General features: G+C 44.8%; 26 protein-coding genes. 23 read left to right on the forward strand and 3 right to left on the reverse strand.

The genetic code is table 11. The features are described from left to right. Positions 1 to 6 precede the first annotated feature (6 nt). On the reverse strand, positions 7 to 480 hold the full coding sequence (locus tag M1D69_RS02520; RefSeq protein WP_044159725.1) for a hypothetical protein: 474 nt from the start codon (positions 478 to 480) through the stop codon (positions 7 to 9). A 177-nt stretch (positions 481 to 657) separates the two neighbouring features. Between M1D69_RS02520 and M1D69_RS02525 the strand changes: the two genes are divergently transcribed. The 22 genes from M1D69_RS02525 (at position 658) to M1D69_RS02630 (ending at position 19,531) form a co-directional block, all read left to right on the forward strand. Further along, positions 658 to 888: a DUF1146 family protein gene (locus tag M1D69_RS02525; protein ID WP_458104684.1), complete on the forward strand. Its 231-nt coding sequence runs from the start codon at positions 658 to 660 to the stop codon at positions 886 to 888. Between the two features lie 142 nt (positions 889 to 1,030). Continuing rightward, entirely contained in the window at positions 1,031 to 1,771 is a 741-nt protein-coding gene (locus tag M1D69_RS02530) for a YwmB family TATA-box binding protein (RefSeq protein ID WP_458104683.1), read from the forward strand. Positions 1,772 to 1,804: 33 nt separating this feature from the next. Beyond that, positions 1,805 to 3,115 carry a UDP-N-acetylglucosamine 1-carboxyvinyltransferase gene (gene murA / locus M1D69_RS02535; RefSeq protein WP_024123156.1) on the forward strand — a complete coding sequence of 437 codons (1,311 nt, stop codon included), beginning with the start codon at positions 1,805 to 1,807 and terminating at the stop codon, positions 3,113 to 3,115. Positions 3,116 to 3,308: 193 nt separating this feature from the next. Further along, positions 3,309 to 4,340, forward strand: a complete 1,032-nt coding sequence (spoIID, locus tag M1D69_RS02540) for a stage II sporulation protein D (protein WP_193659839.1) — start codon at positions 3,309 to 3,311, stop codon at positions 4,338 to 4,340. Between the two features lie 422 nt (positions 4,341 to 4,762). Next, positions 4,763 to 5,446 carry a vWA domain-containing protein gene (locus M1D69_RS02545; protein ID WP_458104682.1) on the forward strand — a complete coding sequence of 228 codons (684 nt, stop codon included), beginning with the start codon at positions 4,763 to 4,765 and terminating at the stop codon, positions 5,444 to 5,446. 322 nt (positions 5,447 to 5,768) lie between these two features. After that, positions 5,769 to 6,443, forward strand: coding sequence for a vWA domain-containing protein (locus M1D69_RS02550; protein WP_229044178.1), 675 nt, complete (start codon positions 5,769 to 5,771; stop codon positions 6,441 to 6,443). Between the two features lie 90 nt (positions 6,444 to 6,533). Then, positions 6,534 to 6,695 (forward strand): hypothetical protein, encoded by a 162-nt coding sequence (locus tag M1D69_RS02555; RefSeq protein ID WP_044159716.1) that lies wholly within the window; start codon positions 6,534 to 6,536, stop codon positions 6,693 to 6,695. 100 nt (positions 6,696 to 6,795) lie between these two features. Further along, a complete protein-coding gene (gene fdhD / locus M1D69_RS02560; RefSeq protein ID WP_458104681.1) occupies positions 6,796 to 7,602 on the forward strand; it encodes a formate dehydrogenase accessory sulfurtransferase FdhD in 807 nt (268 codons plus the stop codon). Next, positions 7,599 to 8,624 (forward strand): GTP 3',8-cyclase MoaA, encoded by a 1,026-nt coding sequence (gene moaA, locus M1D69_RS02565; RefSeq protein ID WP_458104680.1) that lies wholly within the window; start codon positions 7,599 to 7,601, stop codon positions 8,622 to 8,624. The genes fdhD and moaA overlap by 4 nt, the downstream gene beginning before the upstream one ends. Positions 8,625 to 8,826: 202 nt before the next feature. Further along, a complete protein-coding gene (locus tag M1D69_RS02570; protein ID WP_458104679.1) occupies positions 8,827 to 9,960 on the forward strand; it encodes a response regulator aspartate phosphatase in 1,134 nt (377 codons plus the stop codon). A gap of 197 nt (positions 9,961 to 10,157) precedes the next feature. Next, positions 10,158 to 10,637 (forward strand): hypothetical protein, encoded by a 480-nt coding sequence (locus tag M1D69_RS02575; protein ID WP_458104678.1) that lies wholly within the window; start codon positions 10,158 to 10,160, stop codon positions 10,635 to 10,637. 73 nt (positions 10,638 to 10,710) lie between these two features. Further along, entirely contained in the window at positions 10,711 to 10,899 is a 189-nt protein-coding gene (locus M1D69_RS02580) for a CsbD family protein (RefSeq protein ID WP_024123146.1), read from the forward strand. Positions 10,900 to 11,097: 198 nt separating this feature from the next. Then, a complete protein-coding gene (urtA, locus tag M1D69_RS02585; protein ID WP_458104677.1) occupies positions 11,098 to 12,354 on the forward strand; it encodes an urea ABC transporter substrate-binding protein in 1,257 nt (418 codons plus the stop codon). A gap of 32 nt (positions 12,355 to 12,386) precedes the next feature. Next, complete coding sequence (urtB, locus tag M1D69_RS02590) at positions 12,387 to 13,289, forward strand: urea ABC transporter permease subunit UrtB (RefSeq protein ID WP_024123144.1); 903 nt, start codon at positions 12,387 to 12,389, stop codon at positions 13,287 to 13,289. An 11-nt stretch (positions 13,290 to 13,300) separates the two neighbouring features. Then, the gene (urtC, locus tag M1D69_RS02595; RefSeq protein WP_458104676.1) at positions 13,301 to 14,371 is read left to right on the forward strand and encodes an urea ABC transporter permease subunit UrtC; all 1,071 of its coding nucleotides are present in this window, start codon (positions 13,301 to 13,303) and stop codon (positions 14,369 to 14,371) included. Next, on the forward strand, positions 14,346 to 15,095 hold the full coding sequence (urtD, locus tag M1D69_RS02600; protein ID WP_458104675.1) for an urea ABC transporter ATP-binding protein UrtD: 750 nt from the start codon (positions 14,346 to 14,348) through the stop codon (positions 15,093 to 15,095). Before urtC ends, urtD begins: the two co-directional genes overlap by 26 nt. Then, entirely contained in the window at positions 15,092 to 15,793 is a 702-nt protein-coding gene (gene urtE, locus M1D69_RS02605) for an urea ABC transporter ATP-binding subunit UrtE (RefSeq protein ID WP_458104674.1), read from the forward strand. Before urtD ends, urtE begins: the two co-directional genes overlap by 4 nt. Positions 15,794 to 15,892: 99 nt before the next feature. After that, positions 15,893 to 16,210, forward strand: a complete 318-nt coding sequence (ureA, locus tag M1D69_RS02610) for an urease subunit gamma (protein WP_024123140.1) — start codon at positions 15,893 to 15,895, stop codon at positions 16,208 to 16,210. After that, complete coding sequence (ureB, locus tag M1D69_RS02615) at positions 16,207 to 16,581, forward strand: urease subunit beta (protein ID WP_024123139.1); 375 nt, start codon at positions 16,207 to 16,209, stop codon at positions 16,579 to 16,581. The genes ureA and ureB overlap by 4 nt, the downstream gene beginning before the upstream one ends. Beyond that, positions 16,578 to 18,287 carry an urease subunit alpha gene (gene ureC, locus M1D69_RS02620; protein ID WP_069486802.1) on the forward strand — a complete coding sequence of 570 codons (1,710 nt, stop codon included), beginning with the start codon at positions 16,578 to 16,580 and terminating at the stop codon, positions 18,285 to 18,287. Before ureB ends, ureC begins: the two co-directional genes overlap by 4 nt. Before the next feature lie 133 nt (positions 18,288 to 18,420). After that, positions 18,421 to 18,822, forward strand: a complete 402-nt coding sequence (locus M1D69_RS02625) for an Rrf2 family transcriptional regulator (RefSeq protein WP_024123137.1) — start codon at positions 18,421 to 18,423, stop codon at positions 18,820 to 18,822. Positions 18,823 to 18,889: 67 nt separating this feature from the next. Beyond that, entirely contained in the window at positions 18,890 to 19,531 is a 642-nt protein-coding gene (locus tag M1D69_RS02630) for an NAD(P)-dependent oxidoreductase (protein ID WP_458104673.1), read from the forward strand. A gap of 37 nt (positions 19,532 to 19,568) precedes the next feature. Here M1D69_RS02630 and M1D69_RS02635 read toward each other — a convergent pair whose 3' ends face one another. Then, positions 19,569 to 19,958, reverse strand: a complete 390-nt coding sequence (locus M1D69_RS02635) for a DUF5362 family protein (protein ID WP_458104672.1) — start codon at positions 19,956 to 19,958, stop codon at positions 19,569 to 19,571. A gap of 297 nt (positions 19,959 to 20,255) precedes the next feature. Beyond that, entirely contained in the window at positions 20,256 to 21,704 is a 1,449-nt protein-coding gene (gene cls / locus M1D69_RS02640; RefSeq protein ID WP_024123134.1) for a cardiolipin synthase, read from the reverse strand. Between the two features lie 243 nt (positions 21,705 to 21,947). Between cls and M1D69_RS02645 the strand changes: the two genes are divergently transcribed. Then, on the forward strand, positions 21,948 to 22,385 hold the full coding sequence (locus M1D69_RS02645; protein ID WP_024123133.1) for a DUF5392 family protein: 438 nt from the start codon (positions 21,948 to 21,950) through the stop codon (positions 22,383 to 22,385). Positions 22,386 to 22,410: the final 25 nt, after the last annotated feature.

Consider the following 22,410-nt stretch of genomic DNA (forward strand, 5'->3'; position numbering starts at 1 on the left):
ATTTTTTTATGACTGCACAAGAGAATCAAACAGTGACAGCAGCGGCTGACTCTCTTTTTGACGCAAGTATAGACGGTCGCAGCAATTCACGGTATGCCATGATTTACGGTGTCTTCTAAAGCCCATTGTATAAGCCCCGTCTGTATACGGATAAGGCTTTACGATCCATTCGGCATCTTCGTGATGGGCAATCACACAATCTATAAGATAAACACTGATCATCTTCTCAAATTCTTCAATAGGAAGATTCCAATCAGCAAGCAAAAGCTCTTGTATGCTTTGAAAATAAAGATGTTCAAGCTCTTCGAGGCTTTCTCTCGTTTGGGTGAGAGAAATGTTATAAAACTGACACAATTCATTCAGTTCTTCAATCTGTGACTGTCTATAATCATAATAGAATGCAATTGCTTCCCATTCCTGCTCAAATACAGGCAAGTCCTCACCATATTGCTTTTCAGGCTGAAAAAATGAATGATTCATAATTGCCAGCTCCTTTCCAAAAAAGTATACCATGCAAAAGAGCCGCTATTTAAGCGGGGATTAGCCCTAGTTTTGGATGAATATTCCGTTCTGTATAAAATGTATCATCTTTATCTCTTCTTCTTATATAATAAGAAAGGGTATAAAGCGGAGAATGGATGAAAGGAGTGCGTATAGATGAGTGTATTGGGACAGCAGGCTGCAATTGGCATTATCGTTCACTTGATGTTTATCGCGGTTACTTGGTGGGCGCTGCAAGCCGTCAATATTGATCCGTTAATCAGAAAAGGCAAAGTTCTGCAGGCAAGACTTCTAATGATTTTGCTGACCATTGCAATCGGAACGACTGTCGGAAACTTCTTTTTGGATTACCTTAATTATTCACAGCAGCTTCCCTATTTATTTTGATAGGTTTTGATTGCCGAAAACATGGGAATGGCTGGGGAAGCGGGTTAAATCGCTTCCTGTCATCACGCGAGTTTTGACGAAGAATTCCACGTATGGCACCCCTTGCCTCCGGTAAAACTGGAGATTAGGGGGAGAGATCATAATGAAGAAAAAACAAGTAAGCTATGCTATTATTGTATCTGTTGTGTTAAGTTTCGTCATTGCTGTTTTCCATACGATTCATGCGAGTGAGTTAACGCCATTAGCACAAATTGCAGAGGGAATGGAACGCCAGAATGTGTCAATTGATAAGTGGACTTTGCATGCAAAACAAAATATGTCTCTGACCGAAAAAGAATTTTATCAAAAAGTGCAACGTTTAAAATCAGAGTATCGTCAATATAATTGGGCACTTGCACAGGAAGACCAAGTAGTAAAGGCCATTGGCACGTATACTGACAAAAAAAATCATACTTCTTTTAAACTGCAGCTTGTCACAACCCTCAAAAAACACAACCCAACTTCGTATTTATTATATGAGCAAATGAGTCTTGAGACACCGATTAGCTGGAATGATACATATGAACAGTTTGAACGGCAGGCACTCGGGATATTCCAAGAAAAAGTAGTTATTTTTACTTGTCTAAATGGTCATTTAGATGATAATATGGATATTGTTTTGCAAAAAAAAGCAAATCAGTTATTAAATGAATTTCAAGCAAGATCTGTTGAACATGTAGTTGAGCCAAGTTTCGTTTCTATTTCTGCGTATACTGATGAGTGGAAAGAGTCTATCATGACCTCAGAACATAAAATGAATTTGCAAATTGCACTTAGAAGTGCAGGAATGGGCGGAAAACATATCGTTACGGTTGGCACACCAATCGTTACGACTGAATATTAATATAGAGAATTTAGGGACGCGGAGGGGAATACCTTGGAAAAAATCATCGTCCGCGGCGGTCAAAAGTTAAACGGCACAGTCAAAGTTGAAGGCGCTAAAAATGCCGTTTTACCAGTTATCGCTGCATCTTTATTAGCAAGTGAAGAAAAAAGCGTAATTTGTGATGTACCTACGCTCTCCGATGTATATACAATTAATGAAGTGTTGCGTCATTTAGGAGCAGATGTGCATTTTGAGAATAATGAAGTCACTGTAAATGCTTCATACGCTTTGCAAACTGAAGCACCTTTTGAATATGTGCGTAAAATGCGTGCGTCTGTGCTTGTCATGGGGCCGCTTCTGGCGCGTACAGGTCATGCAAGAGTAGCGCTTCCAGGCGGATGCGCAATTGGATCTAGACCAATAGACCAGCATTTAAAAGGTTTTGAAGCAATGGGTGCAGAAATTAAAGTCGGCAATGGCTTCATTGAAGCTGAAGTAAAAGGCCGTCTGCAAGGCGCAAAAATCTATCTGGATTTCCCAAGTGTGGGAGCAACAGAAAACCTGATTATGGCAGCTGCTTTAGCTGAAGGAACAACAACGCTTGAGAACGTGGCGAAAGAGCCTGAAATCGTTGATTTAGCAAACTATATCAACGGCATGGGCGGAAAAATCCGCGGAGCGGGCACCGGCACCATTAAAATTGAAGGAGTCGACAAGCTTCACGGCGTAAGACACCATATTATACCTGACCGTATTGAAGCGGGCACATTCATGGTTGCCGCTGCAATCACTGAAGGAAATGTTTTAGTTAAAGGAGCGGTTCCTGAACACCTCACTTCTTTAATCGCAAAAATGGAAGAGATGGGTGTTACGATTAAGGATGAAGGAGAAGGCCTTCGTGTGATCGGTCCGAAAGAACTGAAGCCGATCGACATTAAAACAATGCCTCACCCTGGATTCCCGACTGATATGCAGTCACAAATGATGGCGCTTCTGCTTCGTGCAAGCGGCACAAGCATGATTACGGAAACTGTTTTTGAAAACCGTTTTATGCATGCGGAAGAATTCCGCCGTATGAATGGTGATATCAAGATTGAAGGTCGTTCTGTGATTATTAACGGCCCTGTACAGCTTCAAGGAGCTGAAGTTGCAGCTACTGACTTGCGTGCAGGCGCAGCATTGATTCTTGCGGGGTTAGTGGCTGAAGGTCATACACGTGTTACTGAACTGAAACACTTAGATCGCGGTTATGTTGATTTCCATCAGAAGCTTGCCGGTCTTGGCGCAGACATCGAACGTGTAAACGATGAGTCTGCTTCTGAGCAAGAAAGCAAAGAAGTTGTCTCAGACTTAAACGCATAAAGGATTGAAAATCAGTATGTCATTCTGGCATACTGGTTTTTTATTTTTAGTGTATTATCATCATTATGCGCAAAATAGCAAAAAAGAATACGTAAATGACAAATAAAGTTTCTGTCCAAAAGGAGAGTCATATTAGCTTGTCCCTGCCCATAGACTAGACTAGAGTCGAATCCCGAGCAGGAGGCAGCTGAATATGAAACAATTCGCAATCACACTATCCGTACTATGTGCATTGATTCTCTTGGTCCCCACACTCTTAGTGATCCCGTTTCAGCATAATAAAGAAGCCGGGGCCAGAGGAGAATCAGGAAAGACAGCAGTCAACACGATACAAGAATCAAAAGGAGCGGAAACATTGAAAGCATCGCCTGTTTCTATTCCAGTCTATCGAACCGCCAATCAATCCGTAGAAGATATTCCGCTTGAAGAGTATGTCATCGGAGTCGTCGCCTCCGAAATGCCGGCTACCTTTGAACCTGAAGCGCTGAAGGCTCAGGCTCTCGCCGCAAGAACGTTTATTGTCAGACTGATGGTCTCAAATTCTGCAGTAGAGGCCCCTAAAGGCTCGCTGGTGGATGATACTCAGATGTTCCAGGTGTACAAAAGCAAAGCGGAGCTGAAGAAACAGTGGGGCGCAGATTATGAAGCAAATCTGAAAAAAATCACAGATGCGGTTGCCAGTACGCAAGGCAAAATCTTAACGTACAACAACCAGCCGATTGAAGCCTCCTTTTTCTCTACAAGCAACGGCTATACAGAAAATGCGGAAGCATATTGGACAAGTGCCATTCCGTATTTAAAAAGCGTCAAAAGCTCTTGGGATAAAAAGTCTCCGAAGTATAAGGCCACCAGAACCTTTACAGTGGCGCAATTTGAACAAAAGCTTGGCGTCCAGCTGAATGGATCAAATACAGTCGGAAAAATTACCGGAGAGACACCGGGCCATCAGGTGGCAACAGCCGTCATTAACGGCAAGACGCTGAAAGGAAGGGACATACGTGAAAAGCTTGGCCTCAATTCAGCTGATTTTGAATGGAAACGAAACGGAGACACCATTACCATTACCACAAAAGGCTTTGGCCACGGTGTGGGAATGAGCCAGTATGGAGCCAATTTTATGGCGAAAGAGGGCAAAACAGTTGATGAGATTGTGAAGTACTATTATCAAGGAACACAGGTTTCAACCGCGGATTCGTTTTTGAATAAATATATGGCGAAGAAATAAAAAGACGCTTCATAAAGCGTCTTTTTTGCCGTTTTTAAGCGTATATTCTGTTCCTTAGTCTATTTTTATGTAAGAGCGGTTAAAGACCTTCTAAAGGCCCCCTGCGTATTTTACAGCCTATATGATGATGAGGGAATCTTCCTTTTTCATATTTGCTGGCACTGAGATTGTGGTAAAGTAACCCACATTGATCGACAGACTTCGACAGACTCATATAACGAAAGGCGAAAGGCGGACAATCATGATTTTTCATCCTGCTGTTAGGCGGAAATCACTAATAAAAACAAAGGTTTCTATGCAAAAGTAAACAGCGGCAATGGGGAAGCCCGCCCTATTTATTTCTCTGTTTTTGTCGATTACGATTAGTTATGTTCAGCGTTGAACATCTGCACGCAGAAACAAACTTGAAAAGGGGCACGAACATGAAGAAAAGATTTTCACTGATCATGATGACAGGATTGCTATTTGGACTGACATCACCTGCTTTTGCTGCTGAAAAAACAGAACCGAAGGCTGAAGCTCCGGCAAACGTGGCGGTTTTGCTAGATGCTAGCGGAAGCATGGCGAAAAGAATAGACGGTTTATCTAAATTTAATTCAGCCAAAAAAGAAATTTCAAAGTTTGCAAGCTCACTGCCTGCGGACACTCAAGTGAAAATGAGTGTGTTTGGTTCAGAAGGAAACAATAAGAATTCCGGAAAAGTTCAATCATGCGAAGCCATTCGTAACGTATACGGCTTCCAAAGCTTTAACGAACAGAGCTTCCTCAATTCTCTTAACACAATCGGGCCGACTGGCTGGACACCGATCGCAAAAGCGCTGAACGAGGCAAAATCTTCTTTCGATCAGCTTGATGCAAAAGGAGAAAAAGTCGTTTACCTGCTAACAGACGGTGAGGAAACATGCGGCGGCAACCCGATCAAAACAGCAAAAGAACTTCATAAAGACAACATCACAGTAAATGTCATTGGATTTGACTATAAAGAAGGGTATAAAGGCCAGCTGAACGCAATTGCTAAAGTGGGCGGCGGAGAATATTTCCCTGCTTATACGCAAAAAGATGTTGAGAAAATTTTCACTCAGCAATCACTGATGTTATCTAAATAAGAAAAAAAGAGGCTGAAAGGTCAGCCTCTTTTTTGTTTTTAACAAAACGTTCAAAAGTAAGCAGCTGCCCGCCTGTAGCATAGTAGCAGATTTCAGCTTTTCTCTCCTGATCACGGAGAAGAAAGAATGAATAGTGTCACATTCTTTCTATATTTTTTGGGCGGAAATGGCTAAAAAATATTGAGGTTTCCAGCGATTTTGAATAGAGAGTGAAAGGGAGATAAAAGGCAGCTTGCCCTATATCATTTTGTGGTTTCATATTCTAGCATATAGAAGTATCCAACAAATGGTTGGAAAATATGATAAAGAAAGGAAGTTGAACATGAAAAAATTACTGACTGCCGGTATTATTGGACTGTTGACTGTCTCCATTGCGTCACCGTCTTTTGCCGCTGAGAAAAAAGCCGACACAAATGTAGCTGTCCTGTTTGATGGAAGCGGAAGTATGGTTCAAAAAACAGGAGGAGAACGAAAAATAGACATTGCCAAAAAATCTGTAAAGTCTTTTGCCGAGCTGCTTCCTGAGGATACAAATCTGATGCTTCGCGTCTTTGGACATGCGGGAAACAATAAACTTTCCGGAAAGGCTCTTTCATGCAGCACAACAGAAACGATTTACGGCCTCCATCCATATGAAGGAACGCTCTTTGACCATTCATTAAGCGGCGTCAAACCGACCGGCTGGACGCCAATTGCCAAAGCGCTTTCAGATACAAGAAAAGAATTTGAAGCGTTTGATGCAGACGGGAAAAACGTGGTGTATTTAATCACTGACGGTGAAGAAACATGCGGCGGAAATCCTGCTGATGAAATTGAAAAGCTTCGTGAAGCGAATGTAGATACGATTGTAAATATCATCGGCTTCAACTTTGATGTGAAAGGGAACGCGGAAATGAAACAGGCGGCTGTTGCTGGCGGCGGAGAATATATTTCAGCTGACAGCGCGGAAGAATTTGAACAGGCCTGGGAAAAAGAAGCACAAAAATTTACTGAGTAACCGAATGAAAAGGCGCTCCCCCAGGCGCCTTTTTCTATTGGTTTAAAAACAGGGCCGGCGGGAATGATACCCGTAAAAGGGGTGGAAAACATGAGATTGTTAGGACTGATATTTCTTATAGCCGCCGTGGCCTTTATATTGCTCGGTGTTTTTCTGAAACTGGCAGCCTTCTTTTTTGTCAGCATGCTCACTTTGATCGCAGCTCTTGTGCTGTTTATGATCCTGAAAAAGAATCAGCATAACCAAACGTAGAGTCCTTTAGAATGGGCTCTTTTTTTTATAACAGGATTCGACAAAATCTGAGGAGTGTGAAAAAATATAAAGGCAGGAACATTGCGGAGGGGAAGAGACATTGAACGATAAAGTAACTGCGGTCAGGGATGTATGGCGCTATGAACAAGGGGAAATGAGCAGACAAACCGACCGGATGGTGACAGAATATCCGTTGACGGTGATGGTGAACGGCAGTGAGTTTGTCACGCTCGTTTGCACGCCGGAGCATATCAAAGAGCTCGTTATCGGGTTTCTCGCATCTGAGGGCGTTATTCGATTTCAAAAAGAGATTAAAAGGTTTACAATAGATGAAAGTCTCGGTTTTGTGTATGTCGATCTCATTCATCCTGAGACATTGGATCAACAGGAATATACAAAACGGGTAATCGGCTCGTGCTGCGGAAAGGGCCGCCATTTTTATTTTCAGCAGGATGTCAAAACCGCCAAGACGGCTGTCAGCCAAATGAAGATTTCGCCTGAATCTTGTCTGGCGCTCATGAAAGACATGCAAAAAGGGAGCGGGACATTTCAGGAGACGGGAGGCGTACATAATGCGGCGCTTTGCGATACGGAGAAAGTTCTGTTGATGCGCACCGATATCGGCCGGCACAACGCGCTTGATAAATTATACGGACATTGTCTGCTGAATGGGATGTCCGTCCGCAATAAACTGATTGTCTTCAGCGGGAGGATCTCATCAGAAGTGCTGTTAAAAGCGGCAAAAATCGGCGTGTCGATTGTGATTTCAAAATCGGCCCCGACAGAGCTTGCGATTCAAATGGCAGAAGAATTAAATATCACAGCGATCGGTTTTGTGAGAAACGGATCTTTTAATGTATATACACATCCCGAGAGAATTGGGGGACAGGAGGGGCTGCAGCAATGAATACAGAATCTCGCCAGATGTTAGATAAAAGGAACAGACCGCTCAGAGACCTTCGCATTTCTGTTACAGACCGCTGCAACTTCCGATGCACGTACTGTATGCCAGCCGAGTTATTCGGCCCGGATTATCCTTTTTTAAAGAAAGAGGAGCTGCTTTCATTTGAGGAATTGGAACGGCTTGCTACGCTGTTTGTCACCAGGTTCGGAGTGGAGAAAATCCGCTTGACCGGCGGAGAGCCGCTCATGAGAAAGGACATACCCGAATTAATCAAAAAACTGGCCCGCATTCCGGGTCTCTGTGATATTGCGATGACGACAAACGGGTCGCTGCTGCCTGTTTATGCCGAGAAGCTCAAAGAAGCCGGCTTGAAACGGGTGACCATCAGCCTTGATTCATTAGAAGACGAGCGCTTTAAAATGATCAACGGGCGAGGGGTTTCTGTCAGCAAGGTGCTTGAAGGCATTGAAGCGGCGAAACAAGCAGGGCTCGGCGTTAAAATCAACATGGTCGTCCAAAGGGGCGTCAATGAAAAAGATATCCTGCCCATGGCGCGGTATTTTAAAGAAAAAGGGCATATCTTGAGATTCATCGAATTTATGGACGTCGGCAACACCAACCAATGGGAAAAGAAAGACGTCATGACAAAGGCGGAAATCATTGATGTAATCAATGAACGCATGCCTGTTGAGCCGATCGCGCCTAATTATAAAGGGGAAGTTGCTTCAAGGTTTCGCTACTTGGACGGATCTGGCGAAATCGGCGTGATTTCTTCTGTATCTGATGCGTTCTGCGGCTCGTGTAACAGGGCCCGCCTGTCTGCGCGCGGTGAGTTGTTTACTTGCCTGTTTGCTTCAAGCGGATATGACCTCAGAGCGCCGGTTCGGCAGGGATTAAGTGATGGCGAGCTGACAGCGATGATCGGCACAGTGTGGAAGAATCGGATAGACCAATATTCAGTTGACCGGACTCTATCAAAAACAGCGGGCAAAAAGAAAGTGGAAATGTCATATATTGGCGGTTAATATGATAAAAGCTTATCGGCTAAGTCCGGTAAGCTTTTTTGTGTCAAAAACTGTAATGCGTCAAAAAGTGCAAAAAATCCAATCAGAAACCGAAAAATATAAGGATAGGCAAAAAGAAGGAATCACTGGAAGAAATTTTAATTCCAAAGCCATACTATATGATAAAATATAACCACTAGTTCATAGAAAGGGTTGGAGAGGCATGGCCGCTTACGAGATCCCGTCATCTCAAGTAGGAGTAAAAATCAATCAGTGGTATAAGCACATTTTAGCATTTCAAGTGGCTGATGCCGTTCAGCTGAAGGAAGAGATTGATCATGATATAGAACATATGGAAGAGGATCAGCTGCTTCTGTTGTACTATCAGCTGATCAGCTACCGTCATCAAATTATGCTTGATTATGTAAAGCCCGACCTGCACGAGGAATCTCAGCTCCAATATCGTGAATTGATCGAGAGGCTGGAAAGCAGCAAGGACAGCATCTCGGGATTATCTGAATATTATTTTCATTTGTTCAGAGGGATGTATGAATTTGAACAGAACAATTATATCTCAGCCATATCTTTCTATCGAAAAGCTGAGAAAATGCTTGCGTTTGTAGAGGATGATATTGAAAGAGCGGAATTTCATTTTAAAGTAGCGGAAGTATTTTATATGATGAAGCAAACCCACTTTTCCATGAATCATGCGATACAGGCGCTTGAGACCTACAAGGCTCATGATTTTTACAGGGTCAGAAGAATTCAATGCCATTTTGTCATATCAGGAAACTATATAGACTACAGAAATTATGAAAAAGCGCTCGAGCATCTCGATGACGCTTATCGTTTGGCTTTACTGGAAGGACAGCCCCGCTTGATCGGATCAGCCCTCTACAACATGGGGAACTGTTATGATGAAAAAGGAGAACTGGACCAGGCGGCTGCGTATTTTGAAAAAGCGCTTCCTGTCTTTGAGGAACACCAGCTGGAGCAGCTCCCGAAAGCGCTGTTCAGCTTAACGCGTGTACTCTTCAAAAAACAGGCTGAACAGGCGGCTATGCATTATTATGAAAAAGGGATTGCCATCGCCCGAAAACGAAACGACAGCTTCAGTCTGGAAAAATATAAATTTCTGCAGGCTCTATATGTGGAATCCGTTAATATGGATATGATTCAAGAGGTATTTGATTATATGGAAGCCAAGTCCCTGTATGTGTATATTGAAGAATTTGCTCTGGATGCGGCTGCATATTCCAGCCTTCATGAACACTATAAAGATGCGGTGTTTTTCTATGAAAAAGCGGTCAGCATGAGAGCGCTGATCCTGAAAGAAGACTGTTTATATCAAGTGTAAGACGAAACCATCTGATGCCGGATGGTTTTTTTATACAAAAAAAGGGGAGCATCGGGACGTTTATTTCCGTGGAGAACAGGAAAAAGCGCTACATACTGTTTTTGAACACAAACGAATGGAAAGCCGCGATTTTGTGAAACAGAGAATGGCGGAGTGCATATGTGCTGTTGTTTATGACAAGCGTGAGGGGGAATTCAATGTTTGGATTTGATGATATGGTGAAGTTTCTATGGTCTTTCCTCATCGTTCTGCCGCTTGTATCTATTATACATGTTGCCGGGCACAGCTTTATGGCTTTTGTTTTTGGCGGGAAGGGTTCATTGGATATCGGGATGGGCAAAAAACTGTTCAAGATCGGGCCGATACAGGTCAGAACCATTTATTTTATGGATTCATTTTGCCGGTACGGTGAGCTGAAAATCGACAACCGATTCTCACACGCACTTGTTTATGCCGGAGGCTGCCTGTTTAACTTAATCACCATTTTCGCAGTGAATGTGCTCATTATACACAGTGTATTGAAGCCAAATGTGTTTTTCTATCAGTTTGTCTACTTTTCTACGTATTATGTGTTTTTTGCCCTGCTGCCGGTCCGTTACTCAGAAAATAAATCATCTGACGGGCTGGCGCTCTACAAGGTGCTCCGTTACGGAGAGCGTTATGAAATCGATAAATAATATTCAAATGTTTACCGCTGCTCAGATCGGGAAGGTAACAAGTACACACTTAAATGAAGGGAGAGAATGACACATGGGTAACGATAGTGTAAAAGATAAAATGAAAGGCGGCTTAAATAAAGCCAAGGGAGAAGTGAAGGATAAAGTCGGAGATATGACCGACAAAACGGACATGCAGGCTGAAGGCAAAAAAGATAAGGCAAAAGGCGAGGTCCAAAAGGGCATCGGTGAAGCGAAGGATAAATTCACAGATAAAGATTAATGAGCTCGGCAAGGCAAGAAACATTGTTTCTTGCCTTTTTTATGTGAATAAATATAACAAAAAAGACAATCGATTTGGTTAAAATATCTAAATTTTTTAAATATTCTTTAAAAAAATGCGCCTGTTCTATATAATAAATGACATAAGTTGTTAACTTTTATAACATCAGTTGGCTGAATCAGAAAAAGGAGGTTCTGAATGAAAAGCAAAGGGGTTAGAATACAGGCTGTCTTTCTGATGTTTCTTATCACGATTCTGATCACGGGATGTACGGCGCCGAAGAAAGTGTCGGAAGCCAGCGGAGATGCGAAAAAAACAGTTGAAATTGACACAAGCGGGGATTCAGTGAAGGTTGGGATTCTTCACTCATTAAGCGGGACAATGGCAATCAGCGAGGTATCCGTCCATGATGCAGAGCTGCTGGCTATTCACGAAATCAACCAAAAAGGCGGCGTTCTCGGGAAAAAGCTTGAACCCGTCGTGGAGGACGGGGCATCTGACTGGCCTACCTATGCCGAAAAAATGAGAAAGCTGCTTCAGCAGGACAAAGCGGCGGCTGTATTCGGAGGGTGGACATCAGCGAGCCGCAAGGCGATGCTCCCGGTTGTGGAGCAAAATAACGGGCTGCTGTTCTATCCGGTGCAATACGAAGGCATGGAGTCATCACCTCATATTTTTTATACCGGAGCAACGACGAATCAGCAAATCGTGCCGGCTGTCGATTGGCTGCTGAAGAATAAAGGCAAGACATTCTTTCTGATCGGCTCGGATTATGTGTTCCCGAGAACAGCCAATGAAATCATTAAAGCGCAAGTAAAAGCTGCTGGGGGAGAAGTTGCCGGTGAAGAGTATACGCCGCTCGGCCACACGAATTACAGTACGCTGGTCAGCAAAATCAAAGAAAAGCGGCCGGATGTGATTTTTAACACATTAAACGGCGACAGCAACGTGGCATTTTTCAAACAGCTGAAAGATGCGGGCGTGACAGCTGATGATATTCCTGTCATGTCGGCGAGTGTCGCAGAGGAAGAAATTCGGGGGATCGGGACAGATGCGCTAAAAGGGCATTATGCGGTGTGGAATTACTTCCAAACAACAAATACAGCAGAAAATCAGACATTCGTGAAGAATTATAAAAAGCAGAACGGAGATAAGAGGGTGACCAGTGATCCGATTGAAGCCGGCTATAATGCGGTGTATCTCTGGGCGGCAGCCGTTGAAAAAGCCAAGTCCTTTGAGATCGATAAAGTGAAGAAAGCCGCTGACGGGATTGCATTCAAGGCCCCGGGCGGCACAGTGAAAATCGATGGGGATACACAGCATCTTTACAAAACAGTTAGAATCGGGAAAATCACGGGGGATGGACAGTTTAAAGAAGTATGGAACTCAGGTGATCCGGTAAAACCTGATCCGTATTTAAAAACGTACGACTGGGCAAAGGGGTTATCTAAATAAATCAAAGCCGTTTGCGGGAGAGGAGGCGGAACATGTCTGTTGTCGTGACTCAATTATTTAACGGGATCAGTCTCGGTTCTATTTTGATTCTCATTGCGATTGGATTGGCCGTTACATTCGGTTTGATGAACATTATGAATATGGCGCACGGTGAGTTGATGATGGCGGGAGCCTACACGACATATGTCATTCAGCAGCTGTTTTTAAGCTATTTGCCGGCTTCTCTCTTTTCCTATTACTTTTTTATTGCGGTCATCATGTCGTTTACAGTTGCGGCACTGCTTGGCATTGTCATTGAAAAAGTGATTGTCAGGCGATTATATGACCGTCCGCTCGACAGCCTGTTGGCAACATGGGGGGTAAGCTTGATCCTTCAGCAGGCGGCCAGATCAATTTTTGGCGCGCCGAATGTCGCTGTTCAGTCTCCTGAGTGGCTGTCGGGAGGAGTGACACTGTTTTCGGTCACCTTTCCATATAAAAGGCTGTTTATTTTGGCGCTTGTTCTTTTTACGCTTGCGCTGCTGGGATTCTATTTGTTTAAAACTCCGGCGGGGCGGAGGATGCAGGCTGTTACGCTGAACCGGAGTATGGCATCCTGTCTTGGTGTATCTGTGAGAAAAACAGATACATTGGCTTTTGCGCTCGGAAGCGGGCTGGCCGGTATTGCGGGGAGCTCACTCACATTGCTCGGGTCAATCGGGCCTACTCTCGGTTCGTCTTATCTGGTCGATGCTTTTATGATCGTCATTTTAGGCGGGATCGGAAAATTAAAAGGAACGATTATCGGGGCTGTGATGGTGGGATTGCTCAGTACATTTGTAGAGTATTCGACAAGCGCCACCATAGCCAAGGTTGTGGTGTTTGCGTTTATTATTCTCTTTCTGCAATGGCGGCCTTCGGGTCTCGCAAGCGTCAGAACGAGATTACTTGATTAGGGGGGTGCCGGATGAAGCGGTTTTCGCAATTCAGTCCGTATGTTGTGATGTTTGCCCTTTTTATCGCCGCTCCGTTCTTTCTTCAGGAGTTTCGATTGGGGCTGTTGGCGAAGTTTTTATGCTTTGCGATTGTGGCGGTCGGCATTTGCCTGATTTGGGGATATACAGGCATTTTGAGCTTGGGGCACGGTGTCTTTTTCGGATTGGGCGCCTACTGCATGGCGATGTATTTAAAAATAGAAGCCTCACCGTCCGGCATTCCTGATTTTATGGAGTGGACGGGTGTCAGCGAACTGCCGTGGAACTGGGCTTTGTTCAGGCACCCTTTCGCTGCATTTGCGGCGGCTGTCGCTGTGCCTGTGCTACTGGCGTTTCTGCTCGGCTATTTTACGTTTCGCAACAATATAAAGGGAGTTTATTTTTCATTGATATCACAGGCTGTCGTCGTTGTGGTGGTCACACTGTTCATCGGCAGCCAGGAAATCACCGGCGGCACTAATGGACTTACCAACTTCTATACGATTTTTCAATATTCTCTGGCTGATCCTGCCTTGAAGCAAATCCTGTATTTTGCCACACTCTTTTTTCTCGGCCTTACTGTTGTGTTCGCTTTGTTTCTTACGAGAAGCCGCTTTGGCCGGCTTTTGCAGGCGGTTCGCGACGGAGAGAACAGGGTGCGTTTTTTCGGTTATCATTCCACCGTTTTTAAAGTGTTTATTTACTGTGTGTCCGCTGCGATGGCGGGAATTGCCGGGATGCTGTTTGTGCTTCAGGACGGGATGATCTCGCCGGAAATGATGGGCATTATCCCTTCAGTGGAAATGGTGCTGTGGGTGGCGATCGGCGGAAGGCACTCCATTTTCGGAGCTGTGCTGGGCGCGCTGTTAACGAACGGCATGAAAAGCTATTTAAGCGAATATTATCCTGACATTTGGCTGTATTTCCTCGGTGCGCTGTTTATGATCGTCGTGCTTTACTTGCCAAGAGGGATTGTCGGACTGTTTGAAAAGCTTGGAACCCAGCTTTCCTTCTCTAAAAAGAAAGGAGCGGCTGCATATGAAACCGATACTTATCTGCCGTGATGTGAAGGTTCAGTTTGACGGATTTTGGGCGCTGCAGGGGGCAGATATCAGTGTGCAGGAACGAGATATTCACTTTTTGATTGGGCCGAATGGCGCCGGGAAAACAACCATGCTGGATATCATTTGCGGGAAAACAAAGCCGCATTCGGGCGAGGTTGTGTTTCAGGAAACGGCTAAACTGACAAAGGTTCCGGAATATCAGATCGCCAAAATGGGCGTCGCCAGGAAGTTTCAGGCTCCGAGTGTCTTTTCGCAGCTGACCGTGTTTGAAAATATCGAGCTTGCCATGAAGCAGAAAAAAACGATTCTCTCTCTGCTGATGGCGCGTATGACCAGAGAGCAGCGTGGCAGGGTGATAGACATCCTGAAGCTGATCGGGTTAGAAGAGAAGCGGGATGCAGAAGCCGGCAGCCTGTCACACGGGCAGAAACAATGGCTCGAAATCGGCATGCAGCTCGCCATGGAGCCGAAGCTTTTGCTGCTGGATGAACCGATCGCCGGTATGACGGGAAATGAGCGTGATAAAACCGGGGCTCTCCTTGAGGAGATTGCCAAAACGTGTTCCGTTTTAATTGTGGAGCACGATATGGAATTTGTCCGCTCGTTTTCCAGAAAAGTCACGGTGATGCATGAAGGGAGAGTGCTTTGTGAAGGATCGATGGATGAGATTACAAGCAATGAAGAGGTGGCAGCGGTGTATTTAGGAAGGAGCGGAGCGTCATGATAGCGGTCAGTAATGTGACATCCGGTTACGATCAATCCATGATTTTGCATAACCTCAGTATGGAGGTACGCCCCGGGCAGATCGTCGCTGTATTAGGCCGAAACGGAGTCGGCAAATCCACTTTGCTGAAAACGATCATCGGCCTAATTCCAGCCAAACAGGGACAGATCCGTTTTCATCAAACGTTTGTTCAAAACGAAAAGACGGAAAAACGGGCAAGAGCTGGAATTGCGTACGTGCCCCAGGGGAGAGACATCTTCCCCGCTTTAACCGTTCGCGACAATCTTTTGCTCGGAGAAGAACCGCTTCCTAAGAAGGAGCGGAGAGGGCGGATCAAGGAAGAGATTTTTCAGTGGTTTCCTGTTTTGAAGGACATGCTCGACCGGAAAGGCGGCGATTTAAGCGGAGGACAGCAGCAGCAGCTTGCGATTGCCAGAGCGCTGATGGGAAATCCGAAAATTATTTTACTTGATGAACCAATGGAAGGAATTCAGCCCTCAATTATCGAACTAATCAGACAAGTTATCGTAGAAATTTCCAGAAAAAAAGACATTTCCGTTGTTTTAGTCGAGCACAGTCTGGAAAACGCGTTAACATGTGCTGACTACCTTTATGTGATCGACAGGGGAACGGTTGTCGACCATGGAAAGGCCGATGAAGAAACGGCACGGCGCTTTGAAAGGCATCTTACCGTATGACCCGGTACTTGAAGAAAGGGAGGTGATGTCCCGCCTGCATGTTCCACAAATTCGCAGTAACCGCATCCGCTTTATACGACAAAAGAAGGAGGACTACAGATGAAACTGACACCGGTTGAACAAGAGAAATTGCTCATTTTTGCAGCGGGAGAATTAGCCAAACAGCGAAAGGCGCGCGGCGTTCTGCTGAACTATCCCGAGGCTGCCGCTTATCTCACCTGTTTTATCATGGAAGGCGCGCGTGATGGAAAGGGAGTGGCGGAGCTGATGGAAGCCGGCCGCCATGTATTGACTGAAAAAGATGTCATGGAGGGCGTGCCTGAGATGCTGGACAGCATTCAGGTGGAAGCTACATTCCCTGACGGAGTGAAGCTTGTCACAGTACACCAGCCGATTTCTGCGGAGGTGAAGTCATGAAGCCGGGAGCATTTCAGATTGCTGAGGGGACCATTACGATTAACGAAGGCCGCCAGACACGGGAGATAGCGGTGAAAAACACCGGATCACGTTCCATTCAGGTCGGTTCACATTTTCATTTTGCGGAAGCCAATGGCGCGCTATCGTTTGACCGCGAACAAGCCATCGGCATGCGTATCGACATTCCGTCAGGCACATCGGTCCGTTTTGAGCCAGGTGAGGAGAAAACGGTCACGCTTGTTGAATTCAGCGGACGAAAAACAGTAAGAGGACTGAACGGAATGGCCGATACGTATATCGATGAACGCGGCAAAGAAAAAACGTTAGCCAACTTAAAGAAAGCCGGCTGGATGGAGGGTGTGATTCGATGAAAATGTCACGGGAGCAATACGCGGAGCTGTTTGGTCCGACAACGGGCGATAAAATCAGATTGGGCGATACGGACTTATGGATCGAAGTCGAAAAGGACTTCACTGTTTATGGTGAAGAAATGATCTTTGGAGGCGGAAAAACGATCCGTGACGGCATGGGCCAAAACGGCAGCATCACAGGAAAAGACGGCGCTTTGGATTTGGTTATCACCAACGTCGTGCTATTGGATTACACAGGCATTGTCAAAGCGGATGTCGGTGTAAAGGACGGCCGGATCGTGGGTGTCGGAAAAAGCGGCAACCCCGATATCATGGATGGAGTCGATCCGCATATGGTCATCGGTGCGGGTACAGAGGTGATTTCCGGTGAAGGCAAAATTTTAACGGCTGGAGGAGTGGATACGCACATTCACTTTATTTGTCCTCAGCAGATGGAAGTTGCGCTTTCTTCAGGAGTGACGACTCTTCTTGGAGGCGGAACGGGACCTGCTACAGGAAGCAAAGCGACAACATGTACGTCAGGTGCATGGTATATGGCAAGGATGCTGGAAGCGGCTGAGGAATTTCCGATCAATGTCGGCTTCTTAGGAAAAGGGAACGCATCTGATAAAGCGCCGCTGATCGAACAGGTGGAAGCCGGCGCCATCGGCCTGAAGCTTCATGAAGACTGGGGCACGACGCCAAGCGCTATCAAAACGTGTATGGAAGTTGTGGATGAAGCCGATATTCAAGTCGCAATCCATACGGATACGATCAATGAAGCGGGCTTCCTGGAAAACACGCTTGACGCAATCGGAGACCGGGTGATTCATACATATCACATTGAAGGAGCAGGCGGGGGCCACGCTCCGGATATTATGAAGCTCGCCTCTTACGCGAACATTCTGCCGTCATCCACAACGCCGACAATTCCTTACACTGTCAATACGATGGATGAGCACCTTGACATGATGATGGTTTGTCACCATTTAGATGCGAAGGTGCCCGAGGACGTGGCGTTCAGCCATTCCAGAATCAGGGCTGCGACGATTGCGGCAGAGGACATTCTCCATGATATCGGCGCGATCAGCATGACATCATCGGATTCCCAAGCGATGGGACGTGTTGGCGAAGTCATTATCCGCACTTGGCAGGTGGCTGACAAAATGAAAAAACAGCGCGGCGCTCTCATTGGAGAAAACGGAAACGATAACGTACGTGCGAAACGCTACATTGCCAAATATACGATTAATCCGGCAATTACTCACGGCCTCAGCCATGAAGTCGGTTCTGTAGAAAAAGGAAAGCTCGCTGACCTTGTCCTGTGGGATCCTGTATTTTTCGGCGTTAAACCGGAATTGGTCTTAAAGGGCGGCATGATAGCACGCGCGCAAATGGGGGATCCAAACGCGTCTATCCCGACTCCGGAACCGGTGTTCATGCGCCAAATGTATGCTTCCTATGGTAAAGCCAACCGCTCAACTTCCATCACATTTATGTCCCAGGCGGGCATTGAAAGCGGTGTGGCGGAAAGGTTAGGGCTGGAAAAAAGAATTTCTCCTGTGAAAAACATCCGCAAGTTGAGCAAGCTGGATATGAAATTAAACGCTGCTTTGCCGAAGATTGAAGTCGATCCGAAAACGTATCAGGTCTTTGCTGACGGAGAAGAATTGTCCTGTCAGCCTGTCGATTATGTTCCGCTGGGACAGCGATATTTCTTATTCTGACAAGACACGGCCGGAGTGCATCCGGCCGTTTTATTGACTAAACGGATGCGCAAGAAGCGCAAATTTAGTGTATATTATATGTTGACAAATGAATTAAATGTAACTATTATAGTTACAACGGTGGTGAAAAAACATGATTAACAGCCGTCTTGCTGTCGCCATTCATATTTTATCTCTCATTTCGATGGATGAAAAAGCGTCTTCGGAAATCATCGCTGACAGTGTCAACACCAACCCGGTTGTTGTAAGAAGGATGATCAGCCTGCTGAAAAAGGGCGATATTCTCACATCACGCGCCGGGGTGCCGGGCGCGAGTCTCAAAAAAGATCCGGCTGATATTTCTCTTTTAGAAGTATATCGGGCTGTTCAAAACCAAGAGGAACTATTTGCGGTTCATGAAAACCCGAACCCGAAGTGTCCGGTAGGCAAAAAAATTCAGTGCGCGCTGGATGAGACATTTGAAAGTGTGCAAAAAGCGATGGAAAATGAGCTGGCAAGCAAGTCATTAAAAGATGTAATGAATCATCTCTTTTGATCAAAAGGGATGACTTCTCACCACTAACATGTAACTAAAATTGTTACAAATAAGGAGGAAATCAAAAATGAAAATAGGAATTATCGGTGCAAGCGGAAAAGCGGGAAGTCTGATTTTGAAAGAAGCGAAGGAAAGAGGTCACGAGGTAACTGCCATTGTCCGAAATGCATCTAAAGTGCAGGATCAAGATACAGCGATTTTGGAGAAAGATGTTTTTGAACTGACGGCGGAAGAGCTCAAGCCTTTCGATGCACTCGTTAACGCTTTTGGAGCTGCGCCTGGCCAGGAACATCTTCATGTTGAAGCAGGCAGAACATTAATCAGCCTGCTAAAGGATGCAAAACATACAAGATTGTTTGTCGTCGGCGGAGCGGGAAGCCTGTTTGTTGATGAAGCCAAAACAACACGTTTAATGGATACACCGGAATTCCCGAAAGAATATCTTCCGACTGCATCCAATCAAGGAGAGAACCTGAAAGATCTGCAAAAGGCAGACTCTATTTCCTGGACGTTCCTCAGCCCGGCGGCGTTTTTTGATCCGGCAGGAAAGCGGACGGGATCTTACCAAAAAGGAAAAGACAATGTGATCGTAAACGCAAAAGGCGACAGTTATATCAGCTATGCCGATTATGCGATTGCTGTTTTGGATGAGCTTGAACATCCGTCACACAAAAATGAACGCTTTACAGTAGTAAGCGAAGCGGAATAACAAGAAAAAACCCGGAGGATGCTCCGGGTTTTTCTAATTAATAGGTGCTGTACGTATCATAATCGCTGAATATGCCGTCGGCAATTCCAAGCATTAGAAAGATGAAGAATGCGATGATCGCCAAAATCGATACAGCGATGCTCACGATTAAATAAATCCCTTGCATCTTTACAAATTTCGCATAGTTCTCCAGCATTAAATCCTCAGATTGCCCGCTATGCTTTTCAGCCATTAAGCCTGCTTCTTTTGCTGACCGCATCAAAAAGATGCCTGCAATGATTTGCAGTACGCCCGGCACTGCGCCGATAAGAAAAAAGAACGCGCCTGAAAGCGCAGTAAAAGCGCCCATAATAATAAATAAGATGCCTGTTGCTTTTCCCCATTTTGAAATACTGATGAGGGTTTTGTTAATCGTTTCCGGATTCATTGACACGGGTCCCCTTTACAAAAAATACTCACTTTTCTTTTATACACTATTTGTGAGAAGTTTTGTATAAAGAAATAAAAATAGTGAATTGATTTTGCCGCACAGTGAATGGGCTTTGGCCTGACGATCTGGAGGCGCAAGCCGCTGTTGATAAATACCGTGATCATATTCGTGATTTTTTATTACGGTTGCACGCTATATGGGAAAGGTCATGCGCGTTTTTACGGGGTGCGTGATGATAGATTATGACCATGCTGAAAAACCCCGGCCATAAAGGCCGGGGGGGATTGGCACATCTTATAAAATCGGCGACAATAGCCGTGAGACGGATTCCTTGATGCGGATCCATAATGACCGCTGCTGATATTCCTCGTAGGTGTATTTTCTGGATACGAGCAAATCTTCTTTAAATGTAGAAACCAGTTTTTTGGCAATGTTGATATCATAAATAAATGCATTCACCTCAAAATTCAGCCTGAAGCTTCGGACGTCGATATTCGCTGTACCGACCGACGCAATTTCGTCATCCACAACAATTGTTTTCGCATGGATAAAGCCATTATCGTAAATATAGACGGTGGCTCCGGCTTTTAAAAGATCCCCGATATACGAAAGCGTGGCCCAGTATACAAAAGCATGATCAGGCTTGTTCGGTATCATAATGTTGACATCAATGCCTGATAGGCACGCGATTCTCAATGCATCCAGCAGGCTTGCGTCCGGAATAAAATAAGGTGTTTGTATCAAAATGTTCCGCTTGGCGTTTGAAATCATTTTGATGTAGCCGTTTTTAATTTGTTCCCATTCGGAATCGGGCCCGCTCGTAACAATCTGCATCCCGACGTTTCCCTTTGGGCTGCAATCGGGAAAGTGGTTCGGGATATAGGTGAGCGTATGATGATGTGAAGCTTGGTTCCAGTCAAGGATGAATCGTGTCTGAATGGCGTGAACGGCCGTTCCCTGCAATCGAATATGGGTATCGCGCCAATAGCCGAACTTCGGATTGAGGCCAAGATATTCATCTCCGACATTAAACCCTCCGACATAACCGGTTATGCCGTCTATGATAACAAGCTTTCGGTGGTTGCGGTAATTCAGCCGAAGGTTAATCGGCCTGAGCTTTGAAGGGAAAAAGACCTCCACATGCCCGCCGGCCTCACGCAGTTCTTTAAAAAACTTTTTGCGCAGCGTTCTGGACCCGAGTTCATCATACAAAACCCTGACCTGAACACCTTCTTTCGCTTTTTGAATGAGGGCGTCCCGCAATTTTTTTCCTAATTCATCACCTTTGTAAATATAATATTGTAGATGGATATGATCCTTTGCCTTTGATATGTCATGTAAAAGCCGCTGGAACTTATCACGTCCGTCAGTTATGACATCAACTGAATTATCCTCTGTAAAGACAGCGTGATTATTCATGATGAGCATATATATTAAATCCTTATTATCAAAGGTTGCCCGGTTGTTGAACTGAAATTGCCTGTTTTCTAATTCTTCAAGCTGATGCTGCAGCAGCTTTTCGATTCCGATTTTCTTTCGATCCTCCCATTGAAACAAATGCTTGCGCCTGAGATTATGACCGAATAACAGGTATAAAATAAAGCCTAAAACGGGAATAAAGAAAAGAACAAGCAGCCAAGCCCATGATGCACTGGCATCGCGCCGTTCTTTGAATATGACAATGATGGCCAAAAGAATATTCAAAATGAAAAAAAGTGATAAAAGGATGGAAGAAATACTCACTTTGTAACCCCGCTCATTCATATTTATCAAGAAGATTGCCATTAGTATTCCATGAATAACAGCAATCTGATTCCCATTACAAATTATAACACTGACTTTTTAAAAGAATAAAGTGTGTTGACCCAGATTCTTCGCGAAAAACACGGGCAGATTTCTTTAAAACCAGCTTGCACCTGCGTTAAAATAAACTCATATGATAACGTTCGTGAAGCCTTGCAAAATCAAATAAAGGGGGAGAATTACATGAACTTTTACAGAATTGAACAAATGCCGGGGTTCATTAAAACAGAAATGCAAAAAATTCAAAAGGCTGTACAGCCTTTAATGAAGAAAACTGTCATCTACCGTTTTCTTGCTGTTCCGCTTGCTGCATTCTCTCTCTTTAATTTGGCTGCTTTCCTTTTTCATGCTTCAGCAGACAGAGAGTCTCTGATCAGCGCCGGACTTTTTGCGCTTCTTGCTGCACTTGGATTAGCATTTTTTAAAGAAGCGGGCTATCAGCATAAGCAAATTCAAAAGACCGTTCATATTTATATGCTGAACAGAATCAAAAAGAGCGAAATTCTTTCAGAAGAGCGCAAAAACACGTATACGCGGCAGATCAAGGAAGAACCGTTTGCGATGCGGAGCTTTGTTGAGTTTTTGACTGAAGAAGACAGACGCAAGAAAATGCTGTACTAAAAAAGAGCTGACATGGGTCAGCTCT

This window comes from Bacillus sp. PK3-037 (assembly GCF_054161355.1).